We start from the raw sequence: 21,755 nt of genomic DNA, 5'->3' as shown, positions 1-21,755 counted from the left end.
AATAAATGCTTTTTACGTTTAGTCGGAAAGTGATATTTTTTTAGCCAAATAAATATAAAATCCCTAAAAAATCAGAGAGATGAATTATATGAGCAATAAAATCGAGCCACTAGGCACTAGCACAGGAAAGATCCTATATAGTAGTCATAACCAAAATATTCTTAACCTCTCCGTAGCAGAGACTATGGAGATATTCAAGTCATCTGGAGTTATTCTATTTCGAGGTTTTGGGGTAACTCCTAAGCAGATGAAAGATTTTTCCCAAAAATTTAGTGGCAGACACATCATAGACTTTACAAAAGTCAGCATTGATTCTGACAAGTTTGTTAATTTTGTAGATGGCGGGATAGATAGTCTTATTCCTCATAGTGAAAATTCTTGTTTTCCCTTTCGACCGGATGTTATTTGGTTTTGCTGTACTGTACCAGCAGAAAAAGAAGGCGAAACTTTATTCTGGGATGGTGTTCGAGTGTGGGAGGAACTAAGTCAAGAGTCAAAACAGTTATTTCTTTCCAAGAAACTAAAGTTTTCTTATAATAATGTTCCGCTTGATAGATTGAAGGTATTTATAGGTTCAAATGCTAATAGTATAGATGAGATCAAGCGAATATTGGACAGTCTTGATGGTGTAAGTTATCAGTTTGACGATGATAAAACTGTTTCTGTAGAATATACTTGCTCATCTCTGGTAAAAAACAAATATAATCATCAAAATGCATTTGCTAATCACTTTTGGGTATATCAAAAAAAGACAGAAGAAGCAATTTTTGAGGACGGTTCAAGAGCTTCTGATGAAGTCGCTAAAGAAATAGAGACAATATTCGACAAGTTAACGGAAAAGATCCCGTGGGAAGCAGGTGATTTGGTGATGATGGATAATTCCAGATTTCTACACGGTCGTGGAGCATTTAACGATAAGCGACGGCAAGTTTTTACTACTCTAAGTAACCTTAAGTTATGATAAGCTGTTTCACATTTAACTTGCATATTCACGTGATAGACTGTCATTTTTCATTAATTATTAAGCAAGGAGAAATCTTTTATGTCCTCGTCTTCAACAACTAGCTATTCCAAATCTCAGAGGTACAATAACAAATGTAAGTTAATATGGACGCCAGTTGATTCTGTTGAACGTCGTAGTAACCTCTCCTATGAAGAGTTTGTTCAAGAGTACGCATCTGTTGGAAAGCCTGTAATCATAACTGATGCGATGAAAAACTGGAAAGCCTTAACGAAGTGGAATATGGATTTCTTCAAGTTAGAGTACGGCTCATTCGAGGCTTTTGTATTAGATTATAAGACTGAAACTAAGATGTGGGGTCGAACTTACATTTCAATGAATATTGCTGATTATATAGATGTTATAAATAGTGGTACTTGTGACAAATTGCTCTACTTATCGGAATTCCATGTTGGCGATCATCCCGAACTTTGGGAAGATTGCAAAGATCCAATATATTTCAACGATTGGTATAGGAAAATACCATTAGACATCTTTAAAAAATATATCAACGATACCTATGATATCCAGATAGGTCAGAAAAATACATCGGTAGGTCTTCATTGCGATCACCGTCATGATAATGCATGGGTTGCAGTGATTTCTGGGCAGAAACAAGTTGTATTGTTGTCACCAGACAAACAAAAATATTTGTACGAAGGTCAAGTTGACTGCTTTAACCCAGACTTACAAAAGTTTCCACTCTACGCCAACGCCAAACCAGTGGAATGCATACTAAATAAGGGAGAAATGCTCTACATACCGCCGGATTGGTGGCATCATCTAAAAAACCTCGAAAACACAATCGGCTTGGCTATCAACACGATGAATGAATGGAGTTATGAATTAGTTCGTCAAGGTTTTTTAAAGCGGAATCCAATAAAAGGTCATCTTTTTCCGCTAATTGTGAAATTTCCGTTTCTAGGTAAAGCTTTATTGGCTGTTGGTTTGGTCTAACACTAAACGTAAAGCAAGGAGAAATCTTTTATGTCTTCGTCTTCAGCAACTAGCTATAACAAATTCGATGAACCATTTGCCCGAATATATAACGAGACTTTGGGTCCAAGTTACAATCAAATAGCCTTGCCAACCTTGGAAAAATTATTATTACCATACATTCCTGAAAAAGCGAATATCCTTGACCTCTGTTGTGGTACAGGGGAAGTGTCACAATGGCTGCTAAATAAAGGTTATCAGGTGACTGGAATTGATCGCTCTCAGAGAATGTTGGAATATGCTCATAAGAATGTACCTAATTGTAAATTGATTCTTAGCGATGTGCGCTTCTTTGAATTGCCGCCTACTTTCCATGCAGTTTCTTCAATGGGTTTGGGTTTCAATCACATTCTGAGTTTGTCAGAATTAATAGCTACTTTCCAGAATGTGTACAATGCACTTGATAGCAACGGTATATTTGTATTTGACTTACGTCTAGAAGATGCATATAGTTCCACTTTAAACAATCGTGTATTAGGCGATGTTAAGGATGACTATGCTTGGGCTATGAAAAACATTTATCATCCAGAAAGCAAAGAATGTCGAGTTTTTGTAACGACATTTCAATTAAGAGACGTAGATTGCTGGAAACGCTTAGACACTACTTTTTCACTGATGAGTTATTCAAAGGATGAAGTTCAGTCATCTCTAGAAAATATCGGCTTTACAGAAGTTATTATCTATGACATAAAAGTTGATTTAGAATTAATTGCAGAGGCTGATATGGTCTGCTTTGTTTGTCGAAAGCCAAGTTAAATATTCAGCATAAAATTGGCTAAGTTCATGAATAATTACTGTCTGTTTTGACAGAGTTAGATGCTTGACTTTGGAAATATTTATTTTTTCCATGCAGGTTAATAAATAGAAGAATGAAAAAAATAAAATCTGAATTACAAGACAATAAACCGCAGATTGATTCGATACTATCTTCCAACAAGATATCAATAGAAGGTCTGAATTACCGTCAAGAAAAACATTTAGAAACTTTAATTGCACGCTACACCGAACGCACAAAAACATCAAAACAACTGATGCAAGCCTATCGTCCGGTTTTGGCTGATCCAAGAGGTTTAGAAGGATTTTACCCTCTGATAAAAGAGATGGTTTATCCCGTTATTGGTAAGCACGCTTTGGGTTCTAGAGTTTGGGATATCGATGGCAATGAATACATAGACATAGTAATGGGGTTTGGGGTGAATCTCTTTGGTCACAACCCCCCCTTTATTAAGGAAGCTCTGGAACAGCGACTTGAACAAGGCATACATTTTGGACCACAATCAGATCTTGCTGGTGAGGTTGCTGAGTTAGTCAGTGAACTAACGGGGATGGAGCGAGTCACCTTTAGTAATACAGGCACAGAAGCTGTAATGACAGCAATACGCTTGGCACGAGCAGCAACAGGTCGCTATAAAATTGTTCGGTTTTCAGACTCTTATCATGGGCATTCTGATAGCACTTTAGTTAAAGCAGAGAAAGCAGACGGCTTACGTTCAGTACCAGGTTATCCAGGAGTCCCGCCAAATGTTGCTCTTGATGTTTTAGTTCTGGACTATGTGAATCCTCAGTCGCTTGAAATCATCAAAGCGCATGAGCAGGAATTAGCAGCTGTAATCGTTGAACCAGTACAGAGTAGCCGACCAGACTTACAACCTCAAGAGTTTCTCCAGGAACTGAGGCAATTGACAAGAGAATCAGGGATAGTTTTAATATTTGATGAAATAATTACTGGCTTCCGGGTTCATTTAGGTGGCGCACAGGCTTGGTTTGGTGTTGAAGCCGATATAGCTACCTATGGAAAAATTATCGGGGGCGGTATGCCAATTGGTATTATTGCTGGTAAAGCTACCTACATGGATAAAATCGACGGTGGTATGTGGAACTATGGGGATCTATCTTATCCTCAGCCAGAGGCAGAAACGACATTTTTTTCTGGTACCTTCTGTAAGCATCCGCTAGCTATGGCTGCTGCACGAGCAGTACTGAAGCGTCTTAAGAGTGAAGGACCTGACCTTCAGGAACAGTTGAATCAACGCACATCGCAGTTCGTTAAAACGCTGAATACTTACTTTGAAGCTGATGAAGTACCTATCAGACTTGCGAATTTTGGTTCAATATTTAACTCTGTTCGTTTTGGAAATTCAGCCTCATCGGTTAGTTCGGATGCTTTAGAGAAGATGCAGCTCATAAGTCTGTTACTATACCATCACCTTCTCGATAAAGGAGTTTACCTGCGCTCATCATTACATGCACTATCCACAGCCCATACAGATGAAGACCTTGATTTCATTATTCAGGCTATTAAGGATAGTGTAAGGGAACTGCGAGACGGAGGTTTTTTGCCTAGTATCTCTGACAAATTGGCTAAAACATAAAAGCTGTTCGGAGGAATTGATGATTAGTCTAATAGTCCGCTCTTATGAGGGCGAAACTGATTTACAGTCGATTTCTGACCTACTAAAGGCTTGTGAAGCAGTTGATAAACTGAACCAAGAGGCATCCGTCTGCGAACTGCGGCAGGCATCTGATGACCCATCTCTGGACAAAGGGCGTGATGTCCGTCTGTGGGAAGACCCCGAGGGGAAGCTAATTGGCATTGGTCATTTGGAAATTTCCACATCAGATGAGATTGTCAATGGCTTTCTCTCGTGCCGCGTCCACCCTAGCGCCCGTAGTGGCAACCTGGAAAGGCAGATTATCGCTTGGGGTGAAGAGCGGATGCGCCAGGTTCAACAGGATCTGGGTGTGGGTGTTAAATTGAGTACTGCGGCTCGTGATGACAAAGCAGGTTTTATTGCTCTACTCGAAAGTAGTGGTTTCAAGTCTGAGCGTTACTTGCTGACAATGAGGCGATCGCTTAAAGAACCCATCCCAGAACCACACTTACCAGCAAATTTTACCCTCCGCCAAGTTAGGGATCAACAAGATGCCGAAGCATGGGTAGAGATGCATAACCAGTCATTTATCGACACTTGGAATCACCATAAATTAACCGTCGAACATTACAAATACCTACGGAGTCACCCCACATACAGACCCGATTTGGATCTGGTGGCGATCGCACCTGATGGCACTTTTGCAGCCTGTTGCAAGTGCATAATTAATCTAGAGAGTAATACTCGCAACGGACACAACGAAGGCTGGATTGATGAACTCGGTACAAGACGTGGTTTTCGCCGGATCGGGCTGGGACGTGCAATGTTGCTTTTCGGAATGCGTCAGTTGCAAGCTGCTGGTATAGATATAGCAAAGCTGTCAGTCGATTTTAATAACCCGAATGGTGCTTTACAGCTTTACGAATCCGTTGGCTTCCATAAGCTCTACACTTGGATTTCCTACATTAAGGATGTTTAATCAGCACCTTAATTGTTCGATAGCTTTCTTGTCGATTCCCTCAAGTGACGTACTCACGCTTACTGATTCAGAATACTTTACGTTCTTCTAGATGAGCAAGAATATCAGAGCGATCGCGCCACACCTGACGCAACTTTTTATTGGCGAACATCTGTAACTGGTCGCTAATGTGGGGTGATCCAGCTTGAGTTGAATTGCCGTAGCTAGTTATTGCCATTGCCTTTACTGGGTTAGAAAATTCAATCGCAGCAACATAGGAATCACCTGCAACGGCTTTGAACTGATCCTTTTCGGCAGGCGCAAAATGGAGTACACGAAAAATTCCCAGATCACCATCCGCACCATTACCAGGCAAATCCACATCACCCAACTGTAGCCGAAAAACCTCGCCCCAGGGTACATCAATCGCCCCATAAGTCTTTTCTATCTGTGCTGCTACTGCTTGCAGAGTTGCAACTGCACTTTCAGGATTAGCTAAACCATCGGGTGTGGTGCGTGGAGAATTTTCATTCCAGGGTTTACTAAACATCTTATCTAAGTCCATCTGTTTTACCCAAAAGGCAAATAATACGGCCCCGCGACTATCTGCATTGGCTTGCCGATCCCAGGTTTCTAAGACATTAGCTGCTTGCTGCCCTAAGTCCTCACCGTACTTGCGTGTAGCCGGAATTAAATCATCCAAAATCCGATCAGCCAGTTCCATACGGGTAGAGTACTTGTCTGCAACCATTTTATCGAAAGAGATTTTTTTATCTTCAGCCAACATCCTTACAGAACGTTGTGACCGGAAATCCATGAAATGAGGTGCCATGTAAGGCGGGTAATTATCTGCTTTAATGGCGGCTGGAAATGTAGTTGTCCAAGGTGGGTCATTTGTATTTTGCAACCAGCCACTCTTCGGGTCAACTATGCGCGGTAAATCTTGGTAAGGATGAATTTTTGTCCACAAGGTTTTAGATGTATTCCCTGGGATTATGCCTTGCCAATATTTAAAATCACCCCTAGAGCGCACTGGAACTTGACCATTGAATAGGTGCATAATATGCCCTTCTCTATCTGCATACATCACCGTAAACATTGGCAATTGCAAGCGCTGGAGTGTCTTTTCAAACTGGGCAAGGTTTTTTGCTCGTGCCATATCCCACCACTGCTGGAGTACACCTGGTCGGTCAAGACCTGCAACTCTCAGCGCCAGAGTTTTACCATTTTTCTCGGCTACTATAGGCCCGTGGACAGAACTTTTCACTACTAATGGTTGCTCTTGCAAGGAGCCATCTTTCTGCTTCACCTTTAAGGAAACAGTTTTGTTCTGGAAGTTACGAACTTTGTCATCAAAGCGGTACCCATTACCTGCGAGTGTGAGTTCATAAAGATCCCAACCATCATAGGTGTCAACGGTGTGAGTCCAACCTAAGTTGTTGTTAAATGCGATCGCTAATACGGGAATACCAACAAGTGTTGCTCCATAAGCATCAATTCCTGGTGCGGTAATTTGAGCTTCATACCACAAAAATAAATCTGACCAAGGTAGATGTGGGTTGGCTAGCAACATGGCGTTCCCATTGGCAGAATGAGTTGGTGCGATCGCCCAACCATTAGATCCTGCTTGCAACTTTTCTTTGCTCAGGTCTAATACTTCCTCTGGATTGACCACAAAGGTGAAATTTAGTACCCGATGTAAGTGAGCCATGACATCTTCTGCCTTGACTGGTAGCACCACCTCAACTTGATCATCAATCAAGTCAGGATTTTGTTTTGCGTAAGCATTAATCCCAGTTGCAAAAGCATCAAGATAACTACGAAAAGTTGGACTCTGTGCCTTGTACCAAGAACGGGCGCGTTCTGGGACTCCCGCAGTCTGTACCCAACGATCTGAATCTAGGTATTTATCTCCCCAATATTCGGCTGCGCGTCCCCGTGCTTGACCATAGAGATGCAAAAGCAAATCTCCATGACTTTGCATTTGTGCCCAACCAAAAGCATAAAATGCACTTTGGTCATCTTTTCCGTAGATGTGCGGCACACCATAGGTATCCCATAATATCTCTGTGGATTTCGTTGGTACAGCTATAGTGCGGCTTCCGATAAACAAAACCAGTATTAAACTGAGTATTAAGGGTAAAATGCGTATCGATTTTCTTTTGTAAACCCTAAGTAAACTATCAATCCTCATGAACACCACCATGTACAGATGTAAGGCCTGGTGACTAAAACTCCTATTGGGCATTGGTTATTCTCCTTGTCCCCCGATCCCCAGTCCCCTCTTAGCACGCAAGTGATTTTGACAAAGCAGATTTAAGTTGATCTAACAATACCACTTTGTTGAGAAAATATATCGAGAATAATGTTTATAATCTCTGTCATTATATTCAAAAAATAACTTTAAATCCGTATTTTCACTAAGCTTCCAAGCGATGACTGGTGCAATAAATATCTTCTGGGAATTAATAAAATCTCTGAAACTACCAGTATTCTCGTATGCAATATTGAGGCGATAGAGCAGAGTTTTGTATACATTTAGAGGATCTGATAAATCCAAAGCTGAACGATAGAAAGCATAATTTCCAGCACTGAGATCGACATTGTAGTAGGGGTCACTTAGAGGTTGCTTCGTCACAATATTGACAATCCCACCTGGTTCAGTTTCTCCAAAAAGCACAGATGCTGAACCCTTAAGTACCTCAACCCGTTCCACATTTGCAAAATCTGTGGATGGAAAGTTGTCACGAATTCCATCTCGAAAAGTTATTTCTTGCGTAAATCCCCTAATTCTCACTCTTGCACTTATTGGAACGCAGAACAAAATAGAGCTTGTAACCAGCAGAACTTTCAATATTTGCCTGAACACCATTTGCCACCCCTACACTTACTCCCCGGCTGCCATTAACTCTCAATAAATCAGCAAATAGCTGCTAGCTACTGAGATATGTAATCAGCTACTTGAGAATCCAGATTACAGGATATGACTAAGCAATTGCAAATAGTTATCAAAATTTATTTACAAGGAATGTTGACAGATAATAAGTTTTTGATTTTGTCGTAGATATCGCCTTACTCATTACCAAGTGATTAAAGAGTTCCCGAAGTCAGGTTAGGTGGTGTTGCAAGGATTTTGTTAGATTTTATTTCATAGTGGGCATACTGCAAGTATCAAGTAAGTAGCATCAAAACAGAGAAAACAGTATGTTGACGACACAGCCACAAGAAGAAATTACATCATTGAAGCAAAAATTAAGACATGAAATCAGCAAACTATCAGGTGCTTCAGAGAATAATATACCTAAGTATATTTGCATCAATAACCTGAATTCAAAGCTAGAAAGATTAGAAGAAATCAAGAAACTTCTTAGTATAGATAAATATAAAATTGTTTTTATAGGTACTATTGGTCAAGGAAAAACTACAGCTATCTGCCATCTTTTTAACTTAATAAGCGACTTCAAGGTTTCCAACACTATTGGCTGTCCAACTAATTCGGCTATTGTCTGGGGTCGATATTTTTGATGTAGGGCGACTGTAGACATAGGATTTATTAACCTTAATTCGTCGCCCTTACTCCTGTTAAGGAGATAGGATATTGTTTAAACTTGTGAACAAGCTATGCTATGGTTAATCCGGCATATATGAAACTAATCATTAACCAATCATGAATAATCTACAACAACCGCGAGAAGAGGAAGCCAAAGTTTACTACAATCGCGGTCTTATTTACTATGAGCAGAAAGAATGGGAATTAGCACTGGCTGATTACAACAAGGCTATCCAACTTAATCCTGATTTAGCTCAAGCTTACTACAATCTTGGTGTTCTTTATTATCAAATTCATGAGAAACAAAAAGCAATAAAAAATTTGCAACAAGCTGCAAGATTATTTATGACTCAAGGTAATATTGCAACCTATGAATCTGTCATAAATCTGTTAAACAGATTATAGAAAGCCTCTTTAGTATACTGCGTCTAAGCTGAAACCTATAGTTCCTATATCGGAAATTCAAGTTTTCAAGATGGACGAGGTATAACATCAAATTTCTAGAAAGCATCTTTGAGATAATATAATAATTAATGATAATAAAAAATTCCTATCCACTAAAAAGATAAAAACTTGCTTGACAAGTTTTAGATTTTTTTCTCATTTATATTATAAGTAGATGGATAGCTTATAATTGTCTAAATAAAACTTGTTTTACGTAATATCTGAGGATGAATTAACAATGAATAAAGATGAAATAAATGTTCAAATAGCTAAAATAGATTGTAGATTAACAAGTGAAAATATCTCTATCGCTGACAGACTTGATATAGTAAGAAATGAATTATTTCCAGATATAAATTCAAATGAAGATGATTATCCAGATGTAGATGCTTTATTAGGTAGAGTCTCTCCTGACCGCTTACTAAATTATCTTTTTGAAGTTGATAATTGGTATAAAGAAAATTATGGCGATAAGATATATCATCTTTCTTTAAATATTAAAGAGACTCCATTTTTTTTCCAAGGTGAAATTTGGTACTTTGCACACCCCGAGAAAGTTGACAACAATTCTAATGCTATTGAATTCACAAATTTCCCAAAAATAGTCAAGCAAAATTTAACAGAAGAGGACATTGAGCATTTAAAAAATTTATATGAGCAAGGCAAAAATAAATTATATACCATCAATAATTTAGAAGATGTTGTTAGGTATTGCGACCCCAGAAATCCAGAAAAACTAAGAAAGATTATTGATAATCTTTTCGATTTACCTAATGAAACAATAGATTTTATTCGTTTTGCACTTGAAGACTTACATCTTGCTATTGTTACTTTAAAAAATACCAGAGATTATCAATTTGTAATTTTTCCAGCTTCACAAGCAATTGAAAAACTCTTCAAAGCTTGCATAATTGCAGAACCATTGTTAAAACAATTAGACCAAAATATTTATATATTTCCTGAACAAATAGAATCACAAACAGAACTAATAGATACCTTAAGGAAAAAGTATGGACATAAACTATTTCATATACTTGACAAATTCAATAATATTTTTACAGTTCATGAACAAATAAAGCTAGAAATAGATAAATTTCCCAACGCAGAAAGAATGTTTAAAGAAGGTATAAAGAAGGAGGATCATATAAACCCTAGATATGATGTGATCCCAATTTCTGCAAAAGAAGCAGTAGAAATCATAGATGCTACATTAAACATTTTTGAATTATTAAGCGATAAATTTCTTAAACCTTTATACAGATTCATGTATTATCCTGAACTTGAGGAAGGATATGATGAATACTTTAGTAGATTAGATGATGATTATTTTGATGAATAAAATCGAGATGTGTTTGAGACCTGGTTGGAAACTTGCTTAGTACCTGTACTTAAACCAGGGCAAGTTGTCACAATGGACAATGCCACCTTTCATAAAGGTGGACGTATTGAACAGTTGATTCGAGAGGCTGGCTGTGAAGTCTTGTATTTGCCATCTTATTCCCTAGACCTCAACCGAATTGAGAAATGTTGGTCATGGCTCAAGAGTCGAATCCGCAAACAAATTCAGCATTTTGACACTCTTCGAGAGGCTATGGAATCTGTCTTACGTTTGGCGTCCTAACTCATCTGGCTATTGCTATATTTTAAAAAAGCTCAAAATGGAAATTTTGATAGTTTTGCTTATCTGATTAGAAAATACGCTAAATATACAACTAATAAAGTAGTTTTTAAACTTAAACAACAGCAATCTGAAATAGAAGGATATTTGTTCAATATACAAGAAAATAAAGTTTATTATGATCTATGTGGAAAATATTCCCAAAAACAACAAAATTTTGATTACCAGGATTTTGAAAAACTAATTTCTATTGCTTATTAAAGAAAAACCTAACCCCCTAACCCCCTTCCCGACGCGGGAAGGGGGAAAATTCAAAGTCTCTCTTCTTTTAGGAGAGACATTTAGAGAGAGGTTTCCAAATACTGTGAAAAGCCAGAAAAAACAAGAGGGTTTAGGTTAACACATAGTAGGGACGTGCAGCTAGCTGTACGCTCCTACTATGTGTTGCTATAACCCTTACCAATCACTCGCTTGAGCGTCATCCCAGACTTGCAACTTCAAGTCGTGGAGATAGGTTAACCCACTCTGAATTTGTGCATCTGTTCCTTGTAATTCAAGATCAAACCAACCATCACCGACAGCGTTGGCTCCCAAAATCGCTGCCGTGATATTCACAGTCAGTCCATAGTCAGACACCAGGCGAGAAATGACAGGTTCCTGGTGATAATCTTTAGGAATTCTTAGTCGAATCCGTTTATTGGTAAGTGTATTGTCACTAGCCATATCTGAATTATTTCAATCGCTGATAACGGATTGATACAGAACTACCTTTAACCCTAATAGTAATTTTCTGAGAGGTTCTAGGTAGATCGTACCATGTCCCCTGTATTTTCTTGTATTCTATTTAAAGGATAACTGTTCTAACCGCTTGATTTTTCTATTCAACATCTTTAATGCGGGTTTTCCGTTCTAAAATCTCCTTTAGTACTAAGGTTACTACTGCTAACAACGCTAACAGTACAGCCGCAGAGAAAGCAGCTTCGGTTTCGTACTGTTTGTAAGCATCTTCTACAAACAATGGTAAACTCTGGGTTTGGTCAGCAATGTTGCCAGATACCACCGAAACCGCCCCGAATTCACCCATTGCTCTGGCATTGGTCAAAATTAACCCGTAGAGTAAGCCCCAACGGATACTAGGTAAGGTGATGCGCCAAAATATCTGCCAATCTTTCGCACCTAGAGTTCTCGCAGCTTCTTCTTGATCCTTACCAAATTCCTCTAAAACAGGAATTACTTCCCGCGCCACAAAGGGCATACTCACAAAGGCTGTAGCCAGCACCATACCTGGAAAGGCAAAGATTATCTTGATATCATGTGCTTGCAGCCAAGGGCCAAACCAGCCATTGCGTCCGTAAAGTAGCACAATCATCAATCCTGCGACTACGGGCGAAATCGAAAAGGGCAGGTCAATAATGCTTAAAACTACGGCGCGTCCAGGAAATTTATGACGAGCGATCGCCCAGGCTGCACATAACCCAAATACTGTATTTATAGGCAGAGAAATCAAAGCTAGCAACAGTGTTAGCCAAGCTGCATGGAGAAAAGCTGGTCGCGTCAGGTTGGACAGAAACGGCCCAAATCCTTTGCTAAAGGCTTGGATAAAAACGTTGATTGCAGGGATGTATTGAACTAAGGCTAAATAGGCGATCGCTACACCAATTAAAACTATTGGTACCCAACTTTTCTGCTCTTTAGGCTTGGCTATTTCTGTATCAGACGCAGAAGATGAGTGAAAACTTGGCTTATCTACTGTCATATCGCCTTGCCCATGCTTGTAAAAAATTAATTGCCAATAGCAATACCAACGAAATTGATAGTAAAACTATGCCAATTACTGTTGCACCAGAATAGTCATACTGCTCTAACCGTTGGAAAATTAGCACAGGTGCAATCAAATCTTGATATGGCGTATTGGAAGAGATAATCACAGTTGACCCATATTCCCCAACTGCACGGGAGAAACCCAAGGCAACACCAGTCAAAATCGTCGGAAATAAAGGCGGCAAAATCACTTTCCAGAAAGTCTGCCATTGAGAAGCCCCCAGACACCAGGCGGCTTCTTCAATTTCATGTTCCATTTCCTGAAGCACAGGTTGCACAGTTCTGACGATAAAAGGTAGTGAGATAAATATCATTGCCACCGCTACTCCCGTGCGGGTGAAAGATACCTTAATTCCCAGTGGTGCTAGTAGCGAACCTATCCAGCCATTATCGCTGTAAACTGTTGCCAGAGTTAGCCCTGCTACCGCAGTTGGTAGTGCAAAGGGTAAATCCACTGTGGCATCAATCAAGCGTTTGAAGGGAAAGTCGTAACGAACCAGAACCCAAGCGATTAGAGTTCCAAAAATGCCATTTAGTAAGGCAGCAAATATTGCTGTAACAAAAGTGACATTATATGTAGCTAATGCGATTTCACTGGTTGCGATCGCCCAAAATCTTGCTGGAGGTTCCGTACTCGCTTTCAGGAACATCGCAGCTATGGGGATAAACAACATCACTGTCAGGTATCCTATAGTGATTCGCCAAGTCCACGGAACTTGCCCCAATCTCTTCCAGAATGGCGTTTTGCGTTCAACTTCCACAGAAGGAGATACAGTCGTCATAGTCAAAAATTCAAAATTTTAATTTCAAAAAAAGTTTTTTGCCAGTGGTCAGTTGTTTTTTATACTGACCACCGACCATTGACTAATGACTAATTACCGTTTAGTTTGGGCTTGAATCTTATCAAACACGCCCCCATCTGCGAAGAACTTCTTGTCAATCGCGCTCCAACCGCCTAAATCTGCAACTGTACCCAGAGTTTTCAGCTTGGGAAATTTGTCTGTGACTTCCTTGTTTTGAGCTAAAGTCTCATCCACAGGACGGAATCCCAATTTAACAAACTCTTGCTGTGCTTCTGGGCTATAAAGGTATTTCACAAAACCTTCAGCAACTTCGCGGGTTCCGTGCTTATCGACATTTTTATCTACCACAGCGATCGGATTGTCAATGGATATATTCACATCGGGAACGACATAATCAACCTTCTCGCCCTTTTGCTGTGCCAAAATAACTTCGTTTTCGTAGTTGATTAAGACATCTCCCTGCCCTTGCTTGGCAAATGTATCAGTAGCTTCCCGCGCATCTTTAGGCAAGATTGGCACATTTTTGTAAACTTTAGTCACAAATTCAGTAGCTTTAGCCTCATCGCCACCTGTTTTAATTACAGAATCCCATAGTGCTAAGAAATTCCACTTAGCACCGCCAGAAGTTTTGGGGTTAGCAGTAATCAATTTCACACCGTCTTTGGCTAAATCTTGCCAGTTCTTGATGCCTTTAGGATTGCCGGAACGAGTGACTATTGCTGCAACAGATTTGGAAACAATACCATTGTTGGGAACTTCCTTCTCCCATCCTGGTTGAATCAATCCAGCCTTCTCAATCTTTGTGGTGTCTCCAGCTAGTGCCAAGTGAACAACATCTGCTTCCAAACCATCGATAACAGCACGAGTTTGGGAACCAGATCCGCCATAGCTTTGCTTGAAGGTAACAGTTTGGTTATGATCTTTCTTCCACTGTTCTACAAACTTAGGAATAATTGCTTCGTGAGCTGCTTTGGTGACAGCAAAGGAAACGAGGGTTAGTTCAATATTATCCTTGCTTGCAGCAACAGGACTAGCTGTAGGGGTTTCAGAGGAAGAATTACTTCCAGTTCCACCAGAGCAGGCGGCAAGCGCCATACTCAATAAAGTACCTACTAAAAAGAGCGATACAAAGCTTTTGAGCGAATTTAGTCTGAACCGATAGGTTCTATGTTCAGCAATCGCTTGTAATCTTTTCAGTGGGCGTTGCCACAAACTCATTCTATTTCCTCCACTATATCTACGGATAATTGATGGTAATACAGTTATATAGTGTTTATCATACTGGATGATTCCATCTATCTAGTTGCAAACACCAAAAAACCTCACATTCTTTATCAAGAATATGGTGATTCTACCAGTTTTGTGAGCAATTACAATGCTTTTACTTTCAACTATTTAACCCTCGTGTCGATGGATACTCCAGTTTCCAACCTGGGCGAAGCTATCAGTAGGTCGTTTGCAGGGTGATTAGCGTTTAGCAGTGTTATCGGGGATAGACTTGGAGTTAACTGTTGCTCAGGTGTTTGGTTGGCTAAAAATGAGCAGTTAGAGAAACCTTAGTAAAATTGACGACTATCGTCTCCAATATTACACTAGATATTGAGTGATAAGTTTTTAGATATGAAATCCTACACCGACATATACAACGACTATTTGGCTAATGTTTATCCCTGTGCAGAGGAGGAATATTCTTGGTATAAAGAAGCTGGAAATTTAAGAGATGCTGTCGAAAAAGCTTTTCTTAGTAGAAACAAAAACGGAGAAGTTGAAAACCATCAAGCTGGTTATGGTATTCCCAAGTGTTTACCTTTAGCGGCTGAGATTGCCTTAGAACATTTTGATGCTGAGTGTATTACTGGTTTTGACAATTTTAAAACTATTGATCAATTTGTTCGCTCTGTTAGAAAGGAAGTTAAAGGCTTTGGTGAATTAGCCAATTATGATGTGACAATGCGTATTGCTCACTATGTGGGTTGTGGAGAACTTCAGGTAGTCTATCTTCATGCAGGTGTTAAGACTGGATGTCGCGCTCTAGGTTTGAATGTAAAAAATAGACGTATCATACCTGTAGAATAATTTCCTGTACCCTTTAACCAATTAAGCGGAGATCATCTAGAGAATTTACTTTGCATTTATAAAGAAGTGTTAGCTAATTCTCTAGCCGAAGTAGGTAAAACTTGTATTCGCCCAAAAACAAATTCTTCCTGTATCAGTAAAAACAGTTGCGCTTAAAATGCTAATAATATATGAAAAGTATGAAAAACAAAACCCATCTAGAAAGTTTCTAAATGGGAAAAATTGAGCAATTATTTATTCTTAACTAAATGCATATTTCAGAGGTAATCCGTCCTGAAAAATTAGTAATTCTCCCGGTTGGATTTTTGTCCAAACTTCGTTGTCAGTCAGGGGTGTGGTAGCAATGACAGCGACGCGATCCCGTTCAGTAGTCACCTCCCGAAAATCTACAGTCATGTCTTGGTCAATTAAATGGGCAGCTGCAAAGGGCGCTTGGCGGACAATGTAACTGAGTTTGGTTGAACAATAAGCAAATAAGTGTTCTCCATCTGATAATAAATAATTAAATATACCCAATTTTGCAATTACATCTGTAATTTCTTTCAGTACAGGGTACAGTTCCTTGATGTCAGGCTTACCCTCAGGAAAGCGCGATCGCAATGTTTCTAGCATCATACAGAATGCTTTTTCACTATCAGTGTTACCTACAGCTTGATAAAAGCCTAAATTTTCCGGATCAAAATCTGGCAAATTACCGTTGTGGGCAAACACCCAATATTGACCCCACAATTCTCTGCGGAAAGGATGGCAGTTGTGTAGGGCAACTTCACCCTGAGTAGCTTTGCGGATATGGGCTATGACATGGGTTGAGTGGATGGGATAACTCCGCACCAACTCTGCTACTGGAGAAACAACAGAAGGTTGGGCATCTAAAAACATCCGACATCCCTTTCCTTCAAAGAAAGCAATGCCCCAACCATCGCGATGATCATCCGTTTTTCCTCCCCGTGTAGAAAACCCTTCAAAAGAAAAGCAAATATCCGTTGGAACATTGCAGTTCATTCCGAGCAATTGGCACATGGATGTTGTAGCTCTCAATTTTTCACTAAGGCCTCAGGATCAAGATACTTCAGAATGCTGCATTGATTCTGGAGCGATCGCTTCAATCTTGAAATTTAATCAAATATTTTAAATGCTCCCCTACAATAAAGAATCTGCTTCAAGTTAGCAATGACTATGCCAAAAGATGGTATCGGCGGACATCTGGTGCAGCAGTCACTAAACCTTCGAGTTTGGCTACTCCCGCTTTGAGGTGGGGTGAATCTAGATGAGTATTCAGGGCTTGATCAGAAGTCCACTCCTCTACAAAAGTAAAGTCTGTTGGATCAGACTGGTTTTGCAAAAGTTCATACTTGATCGCACCTGCTTCCTGACGGGTTGGCTCAATCAGTTCCAACAGTACAGCTTTTAGTTCTTCTACTTTGTTAGGCAAAGCTATAAAATGGGCAATTACGCAAATAGTTTGGTTAGTCATTTGTCATTTCTTATTTGTTATTGTTCATGGGGTAGAGAGGATGGAGGGGCGAGGGGAAAGACTTGCTGCTCTGCTGCTGCACCACTCTGCTGTTAACATTTATTAAAACATCTGCTGTAAATATTGCTCATAACCTAGTTCTTCTAGTTTTGCTTGCTTTGCAATTATTGATTCAGATAGGGTTTGGCGATATTGCTGCACTCTTTCTAGCAATTCTGGTTGGCCAGTTGCGAGGATTTGTACTGCTAAAAGTCCGGCATTTTTGGCATTACCGATCGCTACTGTTGCCACAGGAATACCAGCAGGCATCTGTAAAATAGAATACAAAGAATCAACACCTTGTAAGTTACGGGTGGGTACAGGAACACCGATCACAGGAAGTGGAGTTAAAGACGCTACCATTCCAGGCAGATGAGCAGCACCACCGGCACCAGCAATAATCACCTTAATACCGCGTTGGTGTGCAAGTTGAGCATATTGTACCATCCGTTCTGGGGTACGATGAGCAGAAACGATCGCCACTTCGCTCTCAACGCCAAATTCCTCACAAACTGCGATCGCGTCTTTCATAGTGGGCAAATCGGAATCGCTGCCCATGATAATACCGACTAAAGGAGTCATAGAATTTTTGATTTTTGATTTTGGATTAATCGCCGATTGGTTTGAGTCGATGAGGGATATTATTCCCCGCACCTCTCAGTTAGATCCGTGCGTACCCGTTTCCGTGTACACGGCTCCCGATGTTCTCAGCTTGCGCTTTTGCTCATGTGTTTGTAATCGTGGCAACTCTCGTGAATTGCTTCAAGATTATTTTTCTTCCAGTTGCCATGATTTCCATCGATGTGATGCAGGTGAACCCGTTCCTCATCGATGAACTTTAAACCGCAGGAAGCACATCTATGGCTTTGCTTCTTAAGGGCAATAGAAGTTTCGCCGTCGTAGAGCTTACTTTTACGTTCGCTCCAGTAGGCTGTATCTCCGTCATAGGGGGATTTTGTTCCCTGAACCATGACGTGTTTATTTTCGGAGTAGGAAACTGCTGGGAATGCTTTTTTAACTAACTCTTTGCTAGTGTGGCGTAATTGCTTGGTTTCCTTGTTAAATACCGTGCAGGCTCTGTGGTTCATGAGCCAAAGTGATAACTTTGACCCGTCCATCTTGCAGAACTTATGGTAGTTTCTCCACCCTCTAACTACTGGGGCTAATTTCTCAGCCTTTGTGGTAGCGCCATAATTCGAGTTGTTGACGATGTGTTTTACTTTCTTACGGAACGCTTTGAAGTTGTCCACTGAGGGAGTACTTTTAAACTTTCCATTGCTTTGCACTTTGAAATGCCAACCGAGGAAATCAAACCCATCTGTCGCGGCGGTAACTTTGGTTTTCTTTTGGCTTACATTCATTCCGCGTTTGCGGAGAAACTCGCTGATTCTTTCAAGTATCTCTGTTGCGTCATCTTTGGGTCGGAGTATAATAACCATGTCATCCGCGTAGCGGATTGATGGCTCTCTGATATCCTTGGTTGAGGTTTTATCAGTGATTCTGTGTTTTAGGTTTGCGTGATGTCTGTGTATACTCTCAATCCCGTTGAGTGCGATATTTGCTAGTAATGGGCTAACCACTCCACCTTGTGGTGTACCCTGTTCGGGAAATTCTGGGTTGACTCCAGCCTTGAGGCATCGGAATATTCCGAGTTTTAAGCCTTTAGGGGCAATGAGTTCGTCCATTATTGCCGTGTGGTTAATCCGGTCGAAGCACTTTTCGATATCGAGTTCGATTACTCGTTTTTCTATTCCGTTGGAACTAGAATTAAGGTTTCCAAAGATGTACCGTTGTGCATCATGGGCAGAGCGCCCAGTTCTGAACCCGTAGCTCCTGGCGTGGAAAGTGGCTTCATGCGCTGGTTCGAGTGCGTATTTTGCGAGGCATTGCCAGGCTCTATCCGCGATGGTAGGTATTTTAAGCATTCTGGTAGTCCCATCCTTCTTGGGGATGGGGATTTCCCGTAGTCCTTGATGCTTCCAGTTTCCACTATTCATTTTCAGTAGTTCTTCAAGGTTGAAGCGTTCTATGAATGAAAGGGATTTCTTACCATCAATACCAGCCGTCTTTTTACCAGCATTTAGCTGAGATACAAGTCTAATTGCAAGAAATCGAGCCGAGGTTGATTTTAGAATAAGCTTTTGGAGTAACCGCGCTTTCCGCTTGTCTCCAACTTGAACAGCTTTAAATACGCGCTTTTGAAGGCGGAAAAGATTTCGGCGGAATTTCTTCCACGGTAAGGCTTTCCAAGATTCACTAGTTTTATAACTGTGTCTAATCATTTTCTCTTCTGGAGTTTGTATTTTTCTGAACACCTCGCAACAATTACGTTGCGTCCTACCCGACTCAAAGGATTTCCGTATCCCGTCTTACCTACCTGGGGTTCGACTTCCCCAAGACCTTTGACTCGTTTTTATTCGTTCCCTCGGAGAGATTGATTGTTCCTTTAGATGTAGCCAATTCACCTACTGGATTCCCTAGACTCTTTGCCGATATTATGAAATTATTCGGCGGGAATGAACTCCAGTGAGGTCAGGGGTTTTTGTGTTGCGTCCTGCCTTTTTATAAGATGCTTTTATAGGCTCTGTTTCATCATGGGAACTCCCTGTTAGCGCCAGTGTCAGCCCGCAACGGCTGTCTGATTGCACCCTGTTCCCAGCTTCACTCTACAAGAACCGAGCTTGTTCGGTGTGGGCAGGTAAGGAGTCAATTCTGAGTCTGAATGGCAAGACTTGCACTTGCATCTGACCGAGAGTTCAGCCTTTAATGACAGTGATCTGCTGTCGGGCTGGCTTAGTTATGTACGGGCTGGATACCGTGATTCACTAAGCAACGAATCGCACTTTCATCTAAAATCGGATGAGATTTAGCTTTCTTTTCACCAGTGTGATGATTCAAGCAACACAAAGTCCCGTAGACATTATCAATGCTAGAGTGCCTGGTTACAAAAATTTGCAGATGCTCTTGGTTAATCAAGAGGGCATAATTGAGCAAATCTTGCCAATGGCTACACTAGGAGTACACAGCCGTGCGCCTCTACTAGATGTAGCAGGTGACTGGATTTCTCTAGGTGGCGTTGATTTGCAAATTAACGGTGCTTTAGGTTTGGCATTTCCCGATTTGACAGTTGAAAATGCTCACTTGTTGGTGAAAATCTCACAATTTTTGTGGGATGCTGGAATAGATGGATTTTTACCGACACTTGTAACAACTTCGGTAGAAAATATTCAGCGATCGCTTGCTATTATTGCTGAGGTTCTCCTTAGTCAGCAAGCAGGTGCCAAGATTCTGGGAGTACATCTAGAAGGCCCATTTTTAAATTTCCAAAAGCGCGGCGCACACCCAGCAGAGTACCTGTTACCTCTAACAATTGACGAGGTAAAGCGGGTTTTGGCTGATTATGCCCATATTGTGAAAGTGATCACCTTAGCGCCGGAGTTAGATCCCACTGGTGAAGTAATTCCATATTTGCGTTCTTTGGGGATTACTGTCAGTTTAGGGCATTCTCAAGCAACAGCTGCCCAAGCGCAACGTGCCTTTGATCAGGGTGCAACGATGGTAACTCATGCTTTCAACACTATGCCAGGATTACATCACCGCGAACCAGGATTATTAGGGGCAGCAATTATTCATCCTGATGTAATGTGTAGTTTTATTGCTGATGGGAAACACGTTTCACCCACGATGCTGCAAATTTTACTTCGCGCTAGCTATGAAGAAAAAGGGTTATTTCTTGTCAGCGATGCCCTTGCACCTTTGGGGCTACCCGATGGCGTGTATCCTTGGGATAGTCGGCAAATTGAAGTTAAAAACGGTACAGCACAACTAGCGGATGGCACTTTGTCTGGGACGACTTTACCCTTATTGGTGGGAGTGCAGAATTTGATGAAGTGGGGAATTTGTGACGTAGAAAGTGCGATCGCTTTAGCTACTAATGCACCTAGACAAGCGATTGGTTTACCAGGAATTGCCAAGAGTCAACCCGCTAATTTATTACGCTGGCATTGGGATGAAACTACAAAAGAATTAACTTGGGAACGTGCTATCACCGCAGATATGGGTATATCTTAAGTAATCCATATCAGATTAACTTTGTCTTCCTTCATCCCCACACGTACTATAAATTCATGTCCATCATCAGCAAAACTCAGCTTCCACAAATAGGTCTGAGTTTCTCCTTGTTTGAGATGACCGAAATAAGTAGTTGTATAACCCTCAGACATGCGTGGAATTAGCGGGGAGCTAACTTGGTCAAATATTTGTTTGGTAATATCTCTTCTGTACTCTAAATCACCTACCGTAAGAAAAAGTTCGTAATTTCCCGCCGCAGTGGCAGCCAAAATAGTCTGCAAATAATTAATCACGTTTTCAGGGGGATTTGTCGAATTCATATATCATCCTCCTATGTCTAGTGTGATTTAGAGATCAGGTGTTGACTAACAATATAAGTACATGATACTTGATTTATTGAACTTTAAAGATCGCACCATCGTTTATTAACGGGGTAATCTTGTTTAAAATCCTTTAGACCACTGGCTTTTGCGTCTGTTACTCCTGCTTATGGGGAAAAAAAATTTCCCACCACAGCGTAGCTTGGTGGGAAA

General features: G+C 40.6%; 21 protein-coding genes and 1 pseudogene. 11 read left to right on the top strand and 11 right to left on the bottom strand.

Annotated elements, in window-relative coordinates:
* The first annotated feature begins 88 nt into the window (after positions 1 to 88).
* The 5 genes from V7K35_RS21525 (at position 89) to V7K35_RS21505 (ending at position 5,347) form a co-directional block, all read left to right on the top strand.
* A complete protein-coding gene (locus tag V7K35_RS21525) occupies positions 89 to 961 on the top strand; it encodes a TauD/TfdA family dioxygenase (RefSeq protein WP_335081429.1) in 873 nt (290 codons plus the stop codon).
* An 81-nt stretch (positions 962 to 1,042) separates the two neighbouring features.
* On the top strand, positions 1,043 to 1,957 hold the full coding sequence (locus V7K35_RS21520; RefSeq protein ID WP_335081427.1) for a cupin-like domain-containing protein: 915 nt from the start codon (positions 1,043 to 1,045) through the stop codon (positions 1,955 to 1,957).
* A 30-nt stretch (positions 1,958 to 1,987) separates the two neighbouring features.
* A complete protein-coding gene (locus tag V7K35_RS21515; RefSeq protein ID WP_335081425.1) occupies positions 1,988 to 2,752 on the top strand; it encodes a class I SAM-dependent DNA methyltransferase in 765 nt (254 codons plus the stop codon).
* A 113-nt stretch (positions 2,753 to 2,865) separates the two neighbouring features.
* Positions 2,866 to 4,368 (top strand): aspartate aminotransferase family protein, encoded by a 1,503-nt coding sequence (locus V7K35_RS21510; protein WP_335081423.1) that lies wholly within the window; start codon positions 2,866 to 2,868, stop codon positions 4,366 to 4,368.
* A gap of 19 nt (positions 4,369 to 4,387) precedes the next feature.
* Positions 4,388 to 5,347, top strand: a complete 960-nt coding sequence (locus V7K35_RS21505; RefSeq protein WP_335081421.1) for a GNAT family N-acetyltransferase — start codon at positions 4,388 to 4,390, stop codon at positions 5,345 to 5,347.
* A 67-nt stretch (positions 5,348 to 5,414) separates the two neighbouring features.
* On the opposite strand, the gene V7K35_RS21500 is transcribed toward V7K35_RS21505, so the two are convergent.
* The gene (locus V7K35_RS21500; protein ID WP_335081419.1) at positions 5,415 to 7,520 is read right to left on the bottom strand and encodes an acylase; all 2,106 of its coding nucleotides are present in this window, start codon (positions 7,518 to 7,520) and stop codon (positions 5,415 to 5,417) included.
* Positions 7,521 to 7,652: 132 nt separating this feature from the next.
* Entirely contained in the window at positions 7,653 to 8,123 is a 471-nt protein-coding gene (locus V7K35_RS21495) for a TonB-dependent siderophore receptor (RefSeq protein WP_335081417.1), read from the bottom strand.
* Positions 8,124 to 8,530: 407 nt separating this feature from the next.
* Here V7K35_RS21495 and V7K35_RS21490 point away from each other — a divergent pair, with 407 nt between their 5' ends.
* The 4 genes and pseudogenes from V7K35_RS21490 to V7K35_RS21475 all read left to right on the top strand — a co-directional run.
* Positions 8,531 to 8,851: a hypothetical protein gene (locus V7K35_RS21490; protein ID WP_335081415.1), complete on the top strand. Its 321-nt coding sequence runs from the start codon at positions 8,531 to 8,533 to the stop codon at positions 8,849 to 8,851.
* Between the two features lie 142 nt (positions 8,852 to 8,993).
* The gene (locus tag V7K35_RS21485) at positions 8,994 to 9,281 is read left to right on the top strand and encodes a tetratricopeptide repeat protein (RefSeq protein ID WP_335081414.1); all 288 of its coding nucleotides are present in this window, start codon (positions 8,994 to 8,996) and stop codon (positions 9,279 to 9,281) included.
* A 277-nt stretch (positions 9,282 to 9,558) separates the two neighbouring features.
* Positions 9,559 to 10,659 carry a hypothetical protein gene (locus V7K35_RS21480; protein WP_335081412.1) on the top strand — a complete coding sequence of 367 codons (1,101 nt, stop codon included), beginning with the start codon at positions 9,559 to 9,561 and terminating at the stop codon, positions 10,657 to 10,659.
* A pseudogene (locus tag V7K35_RS21475) lies at positions 10,660 to 10,941 on the top strand (transposase); the annotation flags it as partial.
* A gap of 453 nt (positions 10,942 to 11,394) precedes the next feature.
* Here the strand turns inward: V7K35_RS21475 and V7K35_RS21470 are convergent.
* The 4 genes from V7K35_RS21470 to V7K35_RS21455 all read right to left on the bottom strand — a co-directional run bounded on the left by V7K35_RS21470 (position 11,395) and on the right by V7K35_RS21455 (position 14,780).
* Positions 11,395 to 11,661 carry an NIL domain-containing protein gene (locus V7K35_RS21470; RefSeq protein ID WP_335081410.1) on the bottom strand — a complete coding sequence of 89 codons (267 nt, stop codon included), beginning with the start codon at positions 11,659 to 11,661 and terminating at the stop codon, positions 11,395 to 11,397.
* A gap of 154 nt (positions 11,662 to 11,815) precedes the next feature.
* A complete protein-coding gene (gene cysW / locus V7K35_RS21465) occupies positions 11,816 to 12,694 on the bottom strand; it encodes a sulfate ABC transporter permease subunit CysW (RefSeq protein ID WP_335081408.1) in 879 nt (292 codons plus the stop codon).
* Positions 12,681 to 13,541, bottom strand: coding sequence for a sulfate ABC transporter permease subunit CysT (gene cysT / locus V7K35_RS21460; protein ID WP_335081405.1), 861 nt, complete (start codon positions 13,539 to 13,541; stop codon positions 12,681 to 12,683). The genes cysW and cysT overlap by 14 nt, the downstream gene beginning before the upstream one ends.
* A 93-nt stretch (positions 13,542 to 13,634) precedes the next feature.
* On the bottom strand, positions 13,635 to 14,780 hold the full coding sequence (locus V7K35_RS21455; RefSeq protein WP_335081403.1) for a sulfate ABC transporter substrate-binding protein: 1,146 nt from the start codon (positions 14,778 to 14,780) through the stop codon (positions 13,635 to 13,637).
* A gap of 402 nt (positions 14,781 to 15,182) precedes the next feature.
* On the opposite strand from V7K35_RS21455, the gene V7K35_RS21450 reads away from it, so the two are divergent.
* Positions 15,183 to 15,638: a hypothetical protein gene (locus V7K35_RS21450; RefSeq protein WP_335081402.1), complete on the top strand. Its 456-nt coding sequence runs from the start codon at positions 15,183 to 15,185 to the stop codon at positions 15,636 to 15,638.
* A 240-nt stretch (positions 15,639 to 15,878) separates the two neighbouring features.
* Here V7K35_RS21450 and V7K35_RS21445 read toward each other — a convergent pair whose 3' ends face one another.
* The 4 genes from V7K35_RS21445 to V7K35_RS21430 form a co-directional block, all read right to left on the bottom strand.
* The gene (locus V7K35_RS21445; protein WP_335081400.1) at positions 15,879 to 16,658 is read right to left on the bottom strand and encodes a class II glutamine amidotransferase; all 780 of its coding nucleotides are present in this window, start codon (positions 16,656 to 16,658) and stop codon (positions 15,879 to 15,881) included.
* Positions 16,659 to 16,812: 154 nt separating this feature from the next.
* Positions 16,813 to 17,112: a putative quinol monooxygenase gene (locus V7K35_RS21440; RefSeq protein WP_335081398.1), complete on the bottom strand. Its 300-nt coding sequence runs from the start codon at positions 17,110 to 17,112 to the stop codon at positions 16,813 to 16,815.
* A gap of 102 nt (positions 17,113 to 17,214) precedes the next feature.
* Positions 17,215 to 17,733 carry a 5-(carboxyamino)imidazole ribonucleotide mutase gene (purE, locus tag V7K35_RS21435; protein WP_335081396.1) on the bottom strand — a complete coding sequence of 173 codons (519 nt, stop codon included), beginning with the start codon at positions 17,731 to 17,733 and terminating at the stop codon, positions 17,215 to 17,217.
* Positions 17,734 to 17,858: 125 nt separating this feature from the next.
* Positions 17,859 to 19,433, bottom strand: a complete 1,575-nt coding sequence (locus V7K35_RS21430; RefSeq protein ID WP_335081394.1) for a group II intron reverse transcriptase/maturase — start codon at positions 19,431 to 19,433, stop codon at positions 17,859 to 17,861.
* Positions 19,434 to 20,040: 607 nt separating this feature from the next.
* Between V7K35_RS21430 and nagA the strand changes: the two genes are divergently transcribed.
* Entirely contained in the window at positions 20,041 to 21,222 is a 1,182-nt protein-coding gene (gene nagA / locus V7K35_RS21425; protein ID WP_335081392.1) for an N-acetylglucosamine-6-phosphate deacetylase, read from the top strand.
* Here nagA and V7K35_RS21420 read toward each other — a convergent pair.
* On the bottom strand, positions 21,219 to 21,542 hold the full coding sequence (locus V7K35_RS21420) for a hypothetical protein (RefSeq protein ID WP_335081390.1): 324 nt from the start codon (positions 21,540 to 21,542) through the stop codon (positions 21,219 to 21,221). The genes nagA and V7K35_RS21420 overlap by 4 nt on opposite strands.
* Positions 21,543 to 21,755 lie beyond the last annotated feature (213 nt).

Source organism: Nostoc sp. (assembly GCF_036917275.1).
GTDB lineage: Bacteria > Cyanobacteriota > Cyanobacteriia > Cyanobacteriales > Nostocaceae > Nostoc.
The sequence above is the reverse complement of the archived record's forward strand: the minus strand, read 5'-3'. Positions and strand labels throughout refer to the sequence as shown.

Excerpts from the sequence above, each read along its gene's own strand:
- V7K35_RS21525 (WP_335081429.1), top strand. The coding sequence starts at position 89 with ATGAGCAATAAAATCGAGCCACTAGGCACTAGCACAGGAAAGATCCTA.
- V7K35_RS21520 (WP_335081427.1), top strand. The coding sequence starts at position 1,043 with ATGTCCTCGTCTTCAACAACTAGCTATTCCAAATCTCAGAGGTACAAT.
- V7K35_RS21515 (WP_335081425.1), top strand. The coding sequence starts at position 1,988 with ATGTCTTCGTCTTCAGCAACTAGCTATAACAAATTCGATGAACCATTT.
- V7K35_RS21510 (WP_335081423.1), top strand. The coding sequence starts at position 2,866 with ATGAAAAAAATAAAATCTGAATTACAAGACAATAAACCGCAGATTGAT.
- V7K35_RS21505 (WP_335081421.1), top strand. The coding sequence starts at position 4,388 with ATGATTAGTCTAATAGTCCGCTCTTATGAGGGCGAAACTGATTTACAG.
- V7K35_RS21500 (WP_335081419.1), bottom strand. The coding sequence starts at position 7,520 with ATGAGGATTGATAGTTTACTTAGGGTTTACAAAAGAAAATCGATACGC.
- V7K35_RS21490 (WP_335081415.1), top strand. The coding sequence starts at position 8,531 with ATGTTGACGACACAGCCACAAGAAGAAATTACATCATTGAAGCAAAAA.
- V7K35_RS21485 (WP_335081414.1), top strand. The coding sequence starts at position 8,994 with ATGAATAATCTACAACAACCGCGAGAAGAGGAAGCCAAAGTTTACTAC.
- V7K35_RS21480 (WP_335081412.1), top strand. The coding sequence starts at position 9,559 with ATGAATAAAGATGAAATAAATGTTCAAATAGCTAAAATAGATTGTAGA.
- V7K35_RS21470 (WP_335081410.1), bottom strand. The coding sequence starts at position 11,661 with ATGGCTAGTGACAATACACTTACCAATAAACGGATTCGACTAAGAATT.
- cysW (WP_335081408.1), bottom strand. The coding sequence starts at position 12,694 with ATGACAGTAGATAAGCCAAGTTTTCACTCATCTTCTGCGTCTGATACA.
- cysT (WP_335081405.1), bottom strand. The coding sequence starts at position 13,541 with ATGACGACTGTATCTCCTTCTGTGGAAGTTGAACGCAAAACGCCATTC.
- V7K35_RS21455 (WP_335081403.1), bottom strand. The coding sequence starts at position 14,780 with ATGAGTTTGTGGCAACGCCCACTGAAAAGATTACAAGCGATTGCTGAA.
- V7K35_RS21450 (WP_335081402.1), top strand. The coding sequence starts at position 15,183 with ATGAAATCCTACACCGACATATACAACGACTATTTGGCTAATGTTTAT.
- V7K35_RS21445 (WP_335081400.1), bottom strand. The coding sequence starts at position 16,658 with ATGTGCCAATTGCTCGGAATGAACTGCAATGTTCCAACGGATATTTGC.
- V7K35_RS21440 (WP_335081398.1), bottom strand. The coding sequence starts at position 17,112 with ATGACTAACCAAACTATTTGCGTAATTGCCCATTTTATAGCTTTGCCT.
- purE (WP_335081396.1), bottom strand. The coding sequence starts at position 17,733 with ATGACTCCTTTAGTCGGTATTATCATGGGCAGCGATTCCGATTTGCCC.
- V7K35_RS21430 (WP_335081394.1), bottom strand. The coding sequence starts at position 19,433 with ATGATTAGACACAGTTATAAAACTAGTGAATCTTGGAAAGCCTTACCG.
- nagA (WP_335081392.1), top strand. The coding sequence starts at position 20,041 with ATGATTCAAGCAACACAAAGTCCCGTAGACATTATCAATGCTAGAGTG.
- V7K35_RS21420 (WP_335081390.1), bottom strand. The coding sequence starts at position 21,542 with ATGAATTCGACAAATCCCCCTGAAAACGTGATTAATTATTTGCAGACT.